The 13,111-nt window shown below is 64.1% G+C and carries 12 protein-coding genes and 1 pseudogene; all 13 read left to right on the forward strand.

Annotated features, from left to right (window positions below; genetic code table 11):
• The first annotated feature begins 196 nt into the window (after positions 1-196).
• The 13 genes and pseudogenes from DM480_RS14315 to DM480_RS14375 all read left to right on the forward strand — a co-directional run bounded on the left by DM480_RS14315 (position 197) and on the right by DM480_RS14375 (position 13,102).
• A pseudogene (locus DM480_RS14315) lies at positions 197-829 on the forward strand (tyrosine-type recombinase/integrase).
• A gap of 307 nt (positions 830-1,136) precedes the next feature.
• Entirely contained in the window at positions 1,137-1,679 is a 543-nt protein-coding gene (locus DM480_RS14320) for a hypothetical protein (RefSeq protein ID WP_115380071.1), read from the forward strand.
• On the forward strand, positions 1,672-2,103 hold the full coding sequence (locus DM480_RS14325; RefSeq protein WP_125471553.1) for a hypothetical protein: 432 nt from the start codon (positions 1,672-1,674) through the stop codon (positions 2,101-2,103). The genes DM480_RS14320 and DM480_RS14325 overlap by 8 nt, the downstream gene beginning before the upstream one ends.
• 10 nt (positions 2,104-2,113) lie before the next feature.
• A complete protein-coding gene (locus DM480_RS14330) occupies positions 2,114-3,082 on the forward strand; it encodes a magnesium and cobalt transport protein CorA (protein ID WP_115380075.1) in 969 nt (322 codons plus the stop codon).
• 155 nt (positions 3,083-3,237) lie between these two features.
• Entirely contained in the window at positions 3,238-3,501 is a 264-nt protein-coding gene (locus DM480_RS14335) for a hypothetical protein (protein ID WP_115380077.1), read from the forward strand.
• Between the two features lie 9 nt (positions 3,502-3,510).
• Complete coding sequence (locus tag DM480_RS14340) at positions 3,511-4,020, forward strand: methyltransferase domain-containing protein (protein ID WP_115380079.1); 510 nt, start codon at positions 3,511-3,513, stop codon at positions 4,018-4,020.
• Entirely contained in the window at positions 4,017-4,280 is a 264-nt protein-coding gene (locus DM480_RS14345; RefSeq protein ID WP_115380081.1) for a hypothetical protein, read from the forward strand. The genes DM480_RS14340 and DM480_RS14345 overlap by 4 nt, the downstream gene beginning before the upstream one ends.
• An 18-nt stretch (positions 4,281-4,298) precedes the next feature.
• On the forward strand, positions 4,299-5,594 hold the full coding sequence (gene lysA, locus DM480_RS14350; protein ID WP_115380083.1) for a diaminopimelate decarboxylase: 1,296 nt from the start codon (positions 4,299-4,301) through the stop codon (positions 5,592-5,594).
• A gap of 977 nt (positions 5,595-6,571) precedes the next feature.
• Positions 6,572-8,782: a TonB-dependent receptor gene (locus tag DM480_RS14355; RefSeq protein WP_115380085.1), complete on the forward strand. Its 2,211-nt coding sequence runs from the start codon at positions 6,572-6,574 to the stop codon at positions 8,780-8,782.
• An 8-nt stretch (positions 8,783-8,790) separates the two neighbouring features.
• Positions 8,791-10,191 carry an FAD-binding oxidoreductase gene (locus DM480_RS14360; RefSeq protein ID WP_115380087.1) on the forward strand — a complete coding sequence of 467 codons (1,401 nt, stop codon included), beginning with the start codon at positions 8,791-8,793 and terminating at the stop codon, positions 10,189-10,191.
• 175 nt (positions 10,192-10,366) lie between these two features.
• Positions 10,367-11,578 (forward strand): MFS transporter, encoded by a 1,212-nt coding sequence (locus tag DM480_RS14365; protein WP_232834024.1) that lies wholly within the window; start codon positions 10,367-10,369, stop codon positions 11,576-11,578.
• Positions 11,579-11,651: 73 nt separating this feature from the next.
• Positions 11,652-12,398 carry a helix-turn-helix domain-containing protein gene (locus DM480_RS14370; protein ID WP_115381394.1) on the forward strand — a complete coding sequence of 249 codons (747 nt, stop codon included), beginning with the start codon at positions 11,652-11,654 and terminating at the stop codon, positions 12,396-12,398.
• Positions 12,395-13,102 (forward strand): FadR/GntR family transcriptional regulator, encoded by a 708-nt coding sequence (locus DM480_RS14375; protein WP_115380091.1) that lies wholly within the window; start codon positions 12,395-12,397, stop codon positions 13,100-13,102. The genes DM480_RS14370 and DM480_RS14375 overlap by 4 nt, the downstream gene beginning before the upstream one ends.
• Positions 13,103-13,111 lie beyond the last annotated feature (9 nt).

A 13,111-nucleotide genomic window follows, 5' to 3' on the forward strand; every position in this document is an offset into this window, starting at 1 on the left:
CCGCAATTGGGCGGTAGCGGAACGTCAGCTACACGGCTCAAAAGGCTCAGGCTAGGTCCATCACACATTCCGAAGCGGCACCAGAAACCTGCCGCACGTTCAGCTTTACCGCTGGCCGATCAACCTTATTTCCGAACCGCCGGTTTACCGCGGCTGCGTACGCTAACCTGGCAATCTGGCCCGATGGAGATGATCGATGGGTCACTCGTCGATGGACCCCGCCTTTGACGAACTTCGACCTTGGAACGAAGGTCGGCTGATCGGTGCAAAGCGCGCGCTGAAGCAGCAACAGGTCTGGGCCATTCGCTTTTGGCTCGACCAGCATAAACGGTTGCGTGACCGAGCGCTGTTCGACTTCGCCATCGACAGCAAGCTGCGCGGCTGTGACGTGGTCAGAGTACGGATCTGAGATGTAGTTTCTGGCGGGCGCGTCCGTGACCGCGCCGTCGTGGTTCAGCAGAAGACTAGACGGCCGGTCCAGTTCGAGATGATGGACACGGCACGTAAGACAATGCGGGCATGGCTGGAGCGTCGTGGCGGCACACTGAACGACTTCGTCTTCCCGAGCCGAAACAACTACATGGCCCACATGAGCACCCGGCAATATGCCCGCCTCGTACACGAGTGGGTGGTCGGCATCGGTCTTCCGGCTCAAGATTACGGGACGCACTCGCTTCGGCGTACGAAAGCATCAATCATCTACAAGGCGACCGGCAACCTCCGCGCCGTTCAAATTCTTCTCGGCCATGCCAAGATCGACAGCACTGTCCGCTACCTGGGTGTCGACATCGAGGACGCTTTGGAACTGGCCGAACGCACTGAGGTCTGAGCCGACCCAGAATCGGTCATTCGCTGCCTCTCTTCACCTTGCCAACTCTTGCCGCGTATTCATGGTGCATCGGAGCAGGTGCTCGGCCTTCGGCTTGCCCGCGCGGACCATGTGGATATTCCGGCATGATGCTCTGTCTTCTTGGCACGTCGGCGACCTTCTTCGGGCCACACCACGCTCGGCAGCCCGCGATGCGGTGGGGCGGGCATGATCGCAGCACTATGCGGGCGCTATGTAATTAGCTGGAATCGATCTCGAAATGCTATGTCGAGGGCGATAACTGGATTGCCACATCAAGGGTTGTGGCATGGTAGCGTGGCATCGGTCGCGGCGCGCCGACATCGTTCTGCGCGCCACCGGACTTCTTCTTTGCTGGGTGAGTTACACCGCGATTTTGCGGCTCTTCGCCATGCACGTTCCGCCACAGAAAGCTGGCGTCCTTGCCTACGGGATTGCCGCGGTCGGCTTCATGGCCGCGAGTGCCGGCAGCGCACTGACCATCCTCGGTCACCATCTTTTCGATGAAATCGAGGTGAGCGCCCGCTGGCGGGGGCGCCCCGACCTAGATGTCTTCCCTCCGTCAGAAGGTAGCATTGCGATGGACATCCCGGAACCGGCCATGCTGGTCGTAGGCCGTGACATTGATGGTGACTGGACCGTCCGTGAGAGCGCTGGAATGCTCCTGGGGCGCTTCTCATCGGCACAGGCAGCGCAGCGCTTTGCCGAAGCGGAGCGGCGTGGACGAACATCGATTTCAGTTGCGACGTCAGCGGGGGCCCCGCACCGGATTGAGGGACGGCTGAGCCTCGTCAGCGATCGGACGCTGAAAAGCGGTGTGGGCCTTGGGTAAGCTACCTCCACGGTTGCTTGGCGTCGTGCTGCTTGGGTGTTTCGGCGGATCGACGTTGGTCCATCGCAATGTTTACGAGGCGGCGCGGCATGGTCCTGCGCAGGCCGCCGAGTTCGGCCTTGCCCTGCTGACGTTCATCCTCGCCAGCACCGGCATGCTACTGCTGGTCTATGGCGCCAGGCTGTTCAAGCCGGCGCCTGATCGCCTCCCCAGTGCCGAGCAACGTGTTAGAACCGCGTTCCGTGCGCGCCTGAAAGCGCCGATCACACCACAGGGTCGCGCGTTCGATACGCGTCAAGGCGCTTCAATGATGCAGACGCGGCACCGGATGGGTCTGTCGCGGCGCGCTCAATTGATCGCCGAATCCAACGCCCGGAAGTCCGATTGGACCCTGATTGACTGGACATTGGCTCCTCGGCGCTGATCAAGAACTTATGCCTGTCATCGCCGCCTATCTGTACCACCATGGCCGCCGTGTTCGCGAGATCGCGACCGACGAACGGGTCGATTGCCCCTCCGACCGATCGGAGTTCGTCTGGATCGGGCTGACCGACCCGAGTGCTGATGAGATCGACACGCTGCAGCGTCTCTACGACCTCCACCCGCTGGCGGTCGAAGACGCACTGAAGGACGGGCAGCTGCCGAAGGTTGACGTCTACGGCGATCAGTTGTTCGTCATCGGCCGAACTGCCCATCTATGCGACGGGCATATCGTCTATGGGCAGACGGCAGCCTTCCTCGGCCACAGCCATATCATCACTGTACGGCAGGCCTCGACAAGGTCGTACAAGCCGCTGCGCGAGCATCTGGAGGCCGCACCCGACCTGCTGGGCAAGGGCGGCGACTATGTCCTCCACGCCATCCTCGACTTCATCGTCGACGGCTATCTGCCGCTAATGACGGCCCTTGAGGAGGAGGTCGCGAGCATGGAACAGCGGATGCTCGACACCTTCCTCGATCGCGCCGAGATCGCCCGCATCTTTTCGCTAAGGCGTGAGCTGATGCGCTTCGATCGCATTCTGGTGCCGATGGAGGAGGTTGCCCGCAAGCTGTCCAAGAACGAGCTGCCGTGCGTCGATGCCGAGGCTCGGCTGTACTTCCGCGACGTGCTGGATCACGTCCGCAGGGTAGAGACGATGGCGAGCGGCTTGCGCGATCTGCTGTCATCGGTGTTCGAGTTCAGCAATCTTATCGAGCAGCAGCGCACCGGCGCCATCACACGCCAGCTTGCAGCGTGGGCAGCAATCCTAGCCGTACCGACTGCTATCGCCGGCATCTACGGGATGAACTTCGAGCATATGCCCGAGCTGCGAAGCCCCTATGGTTATCCCATAACCATAGGGGTGATCCTGACGATCTGTTCGGCGCTGTACTGGCGCTTTCGAAAGGCGCGTTGGTTGTAGACCGTCCGCACACCAGCCCGAATGCGACGAGCCGTTGTCACGCTTACGCGCGCACTATGCAATTTCCCGGAATCGATATCGAAACACTATGCGGTGCCCCGTACCTCCGAAATGCGGGCGCTGGACGCTCGATTATTGAAGGTTTGAAAGGCGATATGTCGTCTGAACCCACTCCGGAGCCCGACTACCGCGGGACGATTATCTACGTCGGTCAGGACAAAGCAGGCCACTGGCTCGTGCAGGATAGCGGCCACAAGATGGAGGGCCGGTTCGTCTCACGCGGCGCAGCGCTCAGCTTCGCCGAAGCGGAGCGGCAGATTTACCACGCGAGTCTCGAGATCGTCTCGGTACCGTTGGTTCCGTTTATCTCCTTCGAGCCGGTGAGCCCGGCCGAGCACGCACTGCGCCGCGCCGCCTGAGGATTACCTATGACACCGAAACTGAAGCCGTCCGTCACGGCTAATCGTCTGTCGTCCACATCAAGGGTTACTCCGTCCACGATCCTGGGCAGTCGTGCCGCCCATAACGATGCGCGCTGGACTGACATCTGCGCCGCGCTTGATGCCCTGCGCGAGCGAGGGCGCCATTCCGTCCGTATCGTCGACGCTGACTGCTCCTGCGGCACCTTGCTGATCGAGGCAGCGCGTCATGCCAGGACGCTCGGCTTCACGGCGATCGAAGTCCGCGGCATTGATGGCTCACCGGCGATGATCGGGCGGGCGCGTACAGCAGCCGCCCGTCTGCATGAACCGGCGATTGGGCTCACCTTCGAGGTCGCGGACATAGTCGACGCGCTGGCAGGCGAGGCCGATTTCCCGGCAGATATCGTCCTGTGGCACGGCAGCCGCGCAATCAACGACCGGCCAGGCCTACGTGAAAGCCTCGTCAATGCCGGCGACTTGCTCATCGCCGACCGTGATCAGGTGCGGGCGGCATGACCCGTCGCGATCTCCAATGGAAAGCCGGCGGCTTTGCACTGCTGGCCTCCTCCTGTGCGATGTGCCTGGCGCTCGACGGTTCGCCGGCGATGATCGTCTTCTTTCCACTTGCCCTGCTCGGCTTGCCGCTGATGATCCATGGCAAGCGGGTCGGACAATTGCTCCGTGCCGAGCGGCGCGGGCACAGCCACACCGCCGAAGTCGTCCATGCCGCCCGGGTGCGTCGCCGCGGGCAGGCGGACGATGGCTTCGGCCACTGATACGCAAGGTCACCTGTGATGAGCTTTTTCGACTATCGTGACGGCATCCTGTGCGCCGAGGGCGTCCCCCTGCCCGCTATTGCCGATGCGGTCGGCACGCCCGTCCACATCTATTCGGTGAGCGCGCTCCGGCAGGCCGCTGATGCATTCACGTCAGCCCTGCAAGGTCTGCCGTCCGCCCGATTCGCCTTTGCGGTCAAGGCTAATCCCAATGGCGCAGTCCTTCGGCTGCTCGCTGAGTGCGGCTACGGCGCCGACATCGTGTCGGGGGGCGAGCTGCGCCGAGCCCTGGATGCAGGGATCGCGCCTAGGGATGTGGTCTTCTCCGGCGTCGGGAAGACCGACCAGGAGCTGATCGACGCGCTGGAGACCGGCATTGGCCAATTCAACCTTGAACTGGAGGAAGAGGGTCGCGTTCTGGCGCAGTTGGCGCGGCGACGCGGCATGCGTGCACCTGCGGTGTTGCGCGTGAACCCCGATGTCGACGGCGGAACGCACGCCAAGATCACGACGGGGAGGCGGACGAGCAAATTCGGTGTCGATATCGGTGGCGCGCCGGACATGTATGACCGGCTAGCGCGGCAGGAGAACCTCGATCTGCAAGGGATCGCGCTTCACATCGGCAGTCAGATCAGCGATCTGGGGCCATTAGAGGCCGCGTACCGGCGGATCGGCGCCTTGGTGCTCGAACTGCGCGCACGCGGGCACACGATCACCCGTGTCGATCTGGGTGGTGGGCTCGGCATTGCATATCGGCCTGGAGACGTGATGCCGTCGCTCGCCGACTATGCGGCGATGGTTGCGCGTGTAACGCGCGACTGGAACGTCAGCCTCACTTTCGAACCTGGTCGCATCATCACCGGTCTGACCGGCGTGCTGCTAACACGGGTGATTTGGGTGAAGCCGGGTCCGAGCCGTCCGTTCGTCATCGTCGATGCCGCAATGAACGATCTGGCGCGCCCCGCGCTCTACGACGCATATCACCGCTTCTCGGCCGTTCGTCCGGATGGGAGAACGATGGTTGCTAACATCGCCGGGCCCATCTGCGAAACTGGTGACATGTTCGGTATCGATCGGACGATCGATAACGTTGAACGCGGGGACCTGGCCGTTTTCCATGCCACCGGTGCGTATGGCGCAGCGATGGCCTCAAGCTACAACTCTCGCCCGATAAGCCCGCAGGTGATGGTCGATGGGGACAGATTCAAGCTGGTCGGCGATCGTACCTTGCCGTCTGATTTTCCAACGCGGCCAATGCACCAATTTCAAACGGCAGATCGCGCTCTCAACGAAGTAGTGACACGAGCAGCTTAACGCAGCCGTTCCCTTTTGATTTCGAAAGGACCGGCCAGCAGGTCCGGCAACGCCACTTCGAGCGCGGGCCCCAACCACCCAACCGCCCCCTCGCAGTAGAGAATGAACTACGGCAATACGGTGAACCGGACCCAGATGCGGTCATTCCGCGCGAGATTGACGCAGCCTGATTTCTGCCATTCGTTCACGCGAGAAAAGAAGCCTGTTCGCCCGCCAAATTGGACGACCGAGCGTCGGGTATTGGGAGGTTTCGATCCTCCAAAATTTTGGATTCGCGTTCACCCGCGAGAGCAGGTCGACCAACTTGCCGAGAGATGCATCAATCACCCCACAGAATGTGGTCAAATTCATTCTGTGGGGTGAAGGCGACGGATGTCGCGAGCCGCCCTATGCCGAGCAGCGGCAAGTCGCTCAAGTGTCAAAAGTGCGAAAGCATGAGCCCGACGGAGGTTGTGACCACCCAGTTACAGACGTTCGTGCGCCTGCTATCGTCCCGCGACACCGGACTTGTGTGCATCTGGACTTAGCGAATCGCTTCCGTACCTATGGCGGACCAGCCGGAGCGGCCTGGACTGAGATACTTCTGCCTCGCAGGTAACGGAAGTGCGGAAAGCTGATAGCTGCCGATGGTGTGCCAGCTCAAGGCGCAGGCGCTCTGCTTCAGAGCGTGATGCCCGCGCTAACACTGGCCCCGTCAAAGCGATCATCAACTTCGCGCCCGTCGCAAATTACCGCGGATTGGTGTGGGCATCCCCTCCGCAGCGTCACTTGCCTGCACACACGTCACGCTGATCTCGCACTGCATCAGGAGGCTGCGTGATCGCCGAAAATGATCGGAGGTCCCCAGCTTTTTGCTCCAATCGATCAACTGTCTGATCCAATGTGCAAAGTTGATGACCTTTCCGACAGGTCGTCAACCGCTCATGATACCTTTCAGACAGGTGGACAGAGATCCGCCGCATTAGAGAGGATCATCGATGCGCTTTATCTCCGTGCTCGCCCTATCTACGTCGGTCGCCCTCGCGCTTCCCGCTGTAGCGGCAGCGCAGGCCGTGCCGGGAGAGGCGCAGACCAGCCCGGACGCCAGCGCGCAGACCGGCGCGAATTCCAACCCGGACGATATCGTGGTCACCGCGCGCCGGCGGGAGGAATCGCTTAAGAACGTTCCGATCGCGGTGACCGCGATCACGGGCGACCGGCTGAAGGAGCTGCAGGTCAACACCGTCAAGGACATCGCCAACTATACGCCGGGCCTCAGCATCAACTCGGACAGCGTCGGCCGGGCCTTCGTGACCATCCGTGGCATCGGCACCACGCTGATCGATACCGTCCAGCCGGGCGTGGGCATCTTCATCGACGGCATCTACCAGCCCAACACCAGCTATCTGAACTCGCCGATCGTCGACATCGCCCGGATCGAGGTGCTGCGCGGGCCGCAGGGTACGCTGTTCGGCAACAACACGCTCGGCGGCGCGATCAACATCGTCACGCGCCAGCCGGGCAACGCATGGGAAGGCCGCTTCGATTCCGCGGTCGCCGGGCCGGACAATTATGCCTCCGTGTCGGGCAGCATCAGCGGCCCGCTGGTCAAGGACGTGCTCGCCTTCCGGGTCGGTGCCTCCTACCACGTCCAGAACGGCTTCATGCGCAACACGCTGGATGTGGGCAATCAGAACCCGCTGGAGCAGAAGAGCGTCAACGGCACGCTGCGCTTCACGCCGGCGCGCTGGGCGACCTTTACCGCCAACGGCAATTACGACCGCACCTTCGGCGGCAACACCGGCTACATCCATGTCGCGGGCCCGACGGATTATACGCTCACCGGCGCGACCAATCAGCGCAGCCTCGCCACCATCGACTATTACGGCGCAAACCTGAAAAGCGAATTCACGTCCGACCGGCTGAAGACCAAGGCGACGGTCATCCTCGCCTACAACCGCAAGACGTCGTCGGCTGCAGGCGACGGCGACTTCGGGCCGATTGACCTGCTGCGCACCATGGGCGGATCACGGCTCGTCACCAAGACGGTGGAGGCGCGGTTCGACACGCAATGGACGGACGCCATCTCGACCCTGATCGGTGTCTACGGGAACCGCTATGTCCAGACGGCCGACAACCTCAGCACGCTGAACTTCGCCGCCCTCGGCTTGCCCCTCCCCGCCCAACGGTCGCCAAGCAGCACCTACGCCAGGAACGACACCCGCGCGCTGTTCGGGACGATCTTCGTAAAGCTCGGATCGAAGACCGATCTCGCCGTCGGCGGCCGGTACGATCACCAGGCGCTCGAGGCCAGCCAGGTCAGCCGGACCACCATCGGCGGCACACCGTCCTTCTACACCGCCCCCGCCTACAACAAGAACGCCTTCCAGCCGCGCGTCACCCTAACGGAACGGTGGACACCGGACTTCATGACCTACGCCTCGGTCGCGAAGGGCATCCGCGGCGGCGGCCAGAACGGCCCGGGCACCCGGCCCCAAGACGCGACCTATCGCGGCGACAATGTCTGGACCTACGAGCTCGGCACGAAGTTCAGCGGCATGAACAGCCGGCTGACCGTCAACGCCGACATCTTCTACAACGACTATAACGACTTCATCGGCCAGAACTCGCTGGCGCCGAGCTCGACCGGCGCAGGCTTCGTCGCCATCAACCTCAACACCGGCCATGTCGAAAGCTACGGTGCCGAGATCGAGGCGCATCTGCGGCTGACCGATCAATGGCGCATCGACGCCGGCGCCGCCTATCTCCACTCCCGAATCACCGACGACAGCCAGTATTTCGCCACGACCGGCGTGCACGTCTCCTCCGACCGCGTGATATTCACCCCCGACTATAATTTCAACGCGAGCACCACCTATACGGTGCCGATCGGCAGCAGCGCCTTGGTCTTAGACGGCGGGGTGGTCGGCAAGGGGAGCCGGATCGGTTCGTCCCTCAACCCCAATGTCGTGCCGCGGCTGTCCCCCTATGCGCTGGTCAACGGGTCGATCGCGCTGCGCTTTTCGAGCGGGTTCGAGATCGCCGCCTTCGGCACCAACCTGCTGAACGAGAAATACATCGAAAGCTATATCGACCGCTCCGCCCTTGATCGGGCGCTGGGGCCGGCCCTTGGGCCGATCATCGGCTCAAACCTCGCGATCCAGGGCGACCGCCGACGCTACGGCGCCCGCGCGAGCTTCAGGTTCTAGGAACGGTCATGGACCTGGGAACCCCCGTCACGCGCCAGCCGCTCGACGCCGCCTTTATCGAGCGGCTGCAGAGCAGGTTCGGCAAGGACCTGCACTTCGGCGAGGCGATGCTGCGCCAGCATGGTTCGAACGAGGCCCATTTCGACGTCGTGCTGCCGGATGCGGTGGTCTTCGCGCGGTCGACCGAGGACGTCGTCGATCTCGTCAATCTCTGCGTCGCCGCGCATATTCCCATCGTCCCATTCGGCGCGGGCACGTCCATCGAGGGCAATGCGCTACCGATCCGCGGCGGCGTCAGCGTCAACCTTTCGGAGATGGATGCGATCCTCGCGGTCCATGCCGAGGATTTCGACTGCACCGTGCAGGCGGGGTGCCGGCGCGAGAAGCTGAACGAGCATCTGCGCGACACCGGCCTGTTCTTTCCGATCGATCCCGGCGCCAATGCGACGATCGGCGGCATGGCCTCGACCCGTGCCAGCGGCACCAACGCCGTACGCTACGGAACCATGCGCGAGGCTGTCCTCAGCCTTAAGGTCGTCACCCCCGAGGGCAAGGTCATCACGACCGCCCGCCGCGCCCGCAAGTCAGCGGCCGGCTACGACCTGACCCGCCTGTATGTCGGCAGCGAGGGCACGCTGGGCATCATCACCGAGGTGACGCTGCGGCTCCACCCGATCCCCGAGACGATCTCCGCCGCGGTCTGCGGCTTCGAGACGCTCGAGGGCGCGGTCACCACCGTCGTCCAGTCGATCCAGTCCGGCGTGCCGCTGGCTCGTGTCGAGATATTGGACGACATGCAGATCCGCGCGGTCAACGCCTGGTCCAAACTGTCCCTGCCCGAGGTCACCACCCTCTTCTTCGAATTCCACGGCTCGCCCGGCGGCGTCGCCGAGCAGATCGAGCTGGTGGGAATGCTGGCGGCCGAGAACGGCGGCGGCAGTTTCGACTGGTCCAACCTTCCCGAAGAGCGCGCCAGGCTGTGGAAGGCGCGGCATGAAGCCTATTATGCCGCGGTCGCGTTGCGTCCCCGCGCCGTCGGCTGGACCACCGACGTCTGCGTGCCGATCAGCCGCCTGCCGGAATGCATCATCGAGACCAAGCGGGATCTCGCCGGGGCCAGCATGCCCGCAACGATCCTCGGCCATGTCGGCGACGGAAATTTCCACGTCATCTTCGCCATGGACCCAGATTCGGCCGACGAGATGAGGGAGGTGAAGGCGCTGAACGCCCGCCTCGTGGCGCGCGCCCTGGCGATGGACGGCACCTGCACCGGCGAACATGGCATCGGCATCGGCAAGCAGGACTGGCTGGTGCAGGAGCTGGGCGAGTCCGTGGACGTCATGCGGACGCTGAAGCGCGCTCTCGACCCTCAGGATCTCTTCAATCCGGGCAAAATTTTCAGCCTATGACCCCCAGCGTTTCCCATCGTGATTGCGTCCGTTTCGCCACCGCCAGAGCCGGGAGGGCCGCATCCTGTCCGCTCATCAGCTTCCAGGTGACCGCATGACGACGACGGAGCGCTCGTTCGGAGCGTCGCTGCTTCCCCTGCTCGCTCTCGCCCTTGCGATGACGTTGGGCTTCACGATGATGGGGTCGTTCGGCACGGTGCAGGAGGGCGCTAAGGCCGAGCTTCATCTCAGCGACTATACGCTGAGCCTGATCCAGGGCGTCAGCGCCGCCCTGCCCCTCGCCCTCTTCTCCATCCCGATCGGCATCCTAGTCGATCGGCGCAACCGCATCGTGATCATGATCGCCCTCGTCGCCACTTTCGTGGCGGGAACGCTGCTCACCGCGGTCGCACCAGGCGTATGGACGCTGTTCGTCGGCCGCATGCTGACTGGCATAGGCACCACGGGGGCGCTGACCGCCGCCCTGTCGCTGTGCGCCGACCTTTGCGCGCCCACCCAGCGCGGACGGGCGCTGCTCGTCGTGAATCTCGGCAAGTCGCTGGGCCAGGCGATGGCCTTCGGTCTTACCGGTGCCTTGTTCGGCCTATCCGTGCACAAGGCCGCGCCGGACTGGCTCTCCTATGGCGCACCGTGGCGCAGCGCGCATCTGGCGCTGGCAGTGATCGGCGTCGTCGTGGCACTGCCGCTGTTCCTGATGCGGGAACCACCACGGCACGAGGTCGCTGCCAGCACGCATGCTCCATTTCGTATCGTCGTTGCCGAACTCTGGGCACGACGTGCCTTTCTGCTGCCGCTGTTCCTGGGTCAGGTCAGCGTCGTGATGGCGGATGCGGCGGCGGGGATCTGGGCGGCGCCGGTGCTGTCGCGCCGCTTCCAGCTGCAGCCCGACCAGTTCGCTGCCTGGATGGGGCCACTGATCTTTGCGGCGGGCGTCATGGGCGCGATCGTCGGCGGCGTCTCCGCCGACTGGGGGCAACGGCGGGCCCGGCCCGGTGGCCTCCTGCTGGGCGCCGTCGCGGCCGCGGCCGTGGGCATACCCGCCGCGCTCTTCCCCGTGGCACCTTCGGTGCCGCTGTTCGCCATGGCGCTTGGGATGCTGATGCTCTGCGGATCGATCACGGGGGTCGTGACGTCCGTTGCGCTGACCGTGCTCATTCCCAATGAGTTGCGTGGCCTCTGCATTGGCGCCTTCATCGCCATCGCCGGTCTCATCGGCTTCGGCCTGGCGCCGATAATGGTCGCCGCGGCCAGCGGCCTGTTCGGCGGCGAACGGCACCTCGATCAGGGGCTGGCGACCGTCGGCATCATCACCAGCGCCATGTCGCTGCTCGCCTTCGTGCTGGCGATGCGGCGGGCACCTCGTTCCGCCACCGCACAGCCTATCTGAAAGCTCTTGCCGAAGCTATCTGATAGCTATAGGCTACAGCCAATCTGACGAGAGCAGGACGCGAGAGGTGACGATGAAGACGCGGATCGAGGTGTCCTCGGAGATGGAGGCGTTTCTGGGCGCGGGACCGATGCCCGCCGGCGACCGCCTGCGGGATGCGGTCGTCTTCGGCTTCCGACTGTCCGACGCCACCTTCGCCTATAGTCCGGGGCCGGTCGCGGACGATGATGCCGCGGACTTCGACATCGTCTTCATCGTCACGGTCGAAGGCTGCCTCCGGGTGTTCGGCGGCAGCCCTGACGAGGAAGCGATGTGGCATCTGCCCAGCGACATGCGGGCGATCGCTCTGGCGATCCTCGAAAGCCGGTCGGACTGCACCGCCAGCAACACTCTGCGGATGGCCAAGAGCATCGAGCTTCTCTGCGTGGCGTTCGAGAAGTTCTCGGACCAAAGCCTCATCCCTGCCGATGGCGCCGGCGACCTCTCCGCGACCGAGGCGCAGCGCATCGCCGCCGCCCGCCGTCTGATCGACGAGCGCTGGAACGAGAAACTCACGCTCGATTCCATCGCCCGCTCCTGCGGCATCAACAGGGTCAAATTGACCCGCGGATTCCGGAGCATGTTCGACATGAGCGTTGCCGATGCGATCGTGGAACGGCGGCTGGGCGGCGCACGCGAGCTGCTGCTGGTCACCGACCTGCCGGTGTCGTCGATCGGCTACCGGTGCGGGTATCTCAACAACGCCAGCTTCAGCCGTGCCTTCTCGCGCCGCTTTGGCCAGACGCCGTCTCACTTCCGGACCGGGCGCCTCGCGGCATGACCGCCGCCGTCGCCGGATCGCTCGTCGACCAGGCTGTCCGGCGCGTCCGCCAGCACATTCGCGAGCGCGATCTGAAAGTCGGCGATACCCTGCCCGGCGAGGGGCAGTTCGCCGCCGACCTGGGCGTCAGCCGCGCCGTCATGCGCGAGGCGTTCGGTGCGCTGGCCGCGCTGCGGCTGATCGACGTCGGCAACGGCCGCAAGGCCCGCGTCGGCGCGATCGACGGATCGGTGATGGCGGCGTCGATCGATCATGCGGTCGCGACGGCGCAGATCACGACGGCGGAAGTCTGGGACGTTCGCCGGTCCCTGGAGCTGCGCACCGTCGCCCTCGCGGCCGCCAACCGCACTGACGCGGACGCGGTCGAGATCACCAAGCACGCCCGCGAGATGACGGCCAGCGATGGCGACGTGGATCGGCTGATTGGCCATGACATCGCCTTCCATCAGGCGATCGCCCGCGCCGGCGGCAATGCGCTGTTCCATCAGATCGTGCGCTCCTTCGAGCAGCTGATGCGGATCGCCGTCCCGACGGCCTGGGATACGCGGTCGACATCGGCCGAAAGGGACGCCGTGTTCGTTATCCACTGTCGGATCGCGGAAGCCGTCGCGGACAGGGATGCCGCTTCGGCCGAAACGCTGATGGATGCCCATTTCGCCAAGTCGATCAGCGACGTCTTCGAGAGGAACGACAGGAGCCGCTGAACGGCGCGC

The sequence above is a fragment of the Sphingomonas sp. FARSPH genome (assembly GCF_003355005.1).
Classification (GTDB): Bacteria; Pseudomonadota; Alphaproteobacteria; order Sphingomonadales; family Sphingomonadaceae; genus Sphingomonas.

Excerpts from the sequence above, each read along its gene's own strand:
- DM480_RS14320 (WP_115380071.1), top strand. The coding sequence starts at position 1,137 with ATGGTAGCGTGGCATCGGTCGCGGCGCGCCGACATCGTTCTGCGCGCC.
- DM480_RS14330 (WP_115380075.1), top strand. The coding sequence starts at position 2,114 with ATGCCTGTCATCGCCGCCTATCTGTACCACCATGGCCGCCGTGTTCGC.
- DM480_RS14335 (WP_115380077.1), top strand. The coding sequence starts at position 3,238 with ATGTCGTCTGAACCCACTCCGGAGCCCGACTACCGCGGGACGATTATC.
- DM480_RS14340 (WP_115380079.1), top strand. The coding sequence starts at position 3,511 with ATGACACCGAAACTGAAGCCGTCCGTCACGGCTAATCGTCTGTCGTCC.
- DM480_RS14345 (WP_115380081.1), top strand. The coding sequence starts at position 4,017 with ATGACCCGTCGCGATCTCCAATGGAAAGCCGGCGGCTTTGCACTGCTG.
- lysA (WP_115380083.1), top strand. The coding sequence starts at position 4,299 with ATGAGCTTTTTCGACTATCGTGACGGCATCCTGTGCGCCGAGGGCGTC.
- DM480_RS14355 (WP_115380085.1), top strand. The coding sequence starts at position 6,572 with ATGCGCTTTATCTCCGTGCTCGCCCTATCTACGTCGGTCGCCCTCGCG.
- DM480_RS14360 (WP_115380087.1), top strand. The coding sequence starts at position 8,791 with ATGGACCTGGGAACCCCCGTCACGCGCCAGCCGCTCGACGCCGCCTTT.
- DM480_RS14365 (WP_232834024.1), top strand. The coding sequence starts at position 10,367 with ATGATGGGGTCGTTCGGCACGGTGCAGGAGGGCGCTAAGGCCGAGCTT.
- DM480_RS14370 (WP_115381394.1), top strand. The coding sequence starts at position 11,652 with ATGAAGACGCGGATCGAGGTGTCCTCGGAGATGGAGGCGTTTCTGGGC.
- DM480_RS14375 (WP_115380091.1), top strand. The coding sequence starts at position 12,395 with ATGACCGCCGCCGTCGCCGGATCGCTCGTCGACCAGGCTGTCCGGCGC.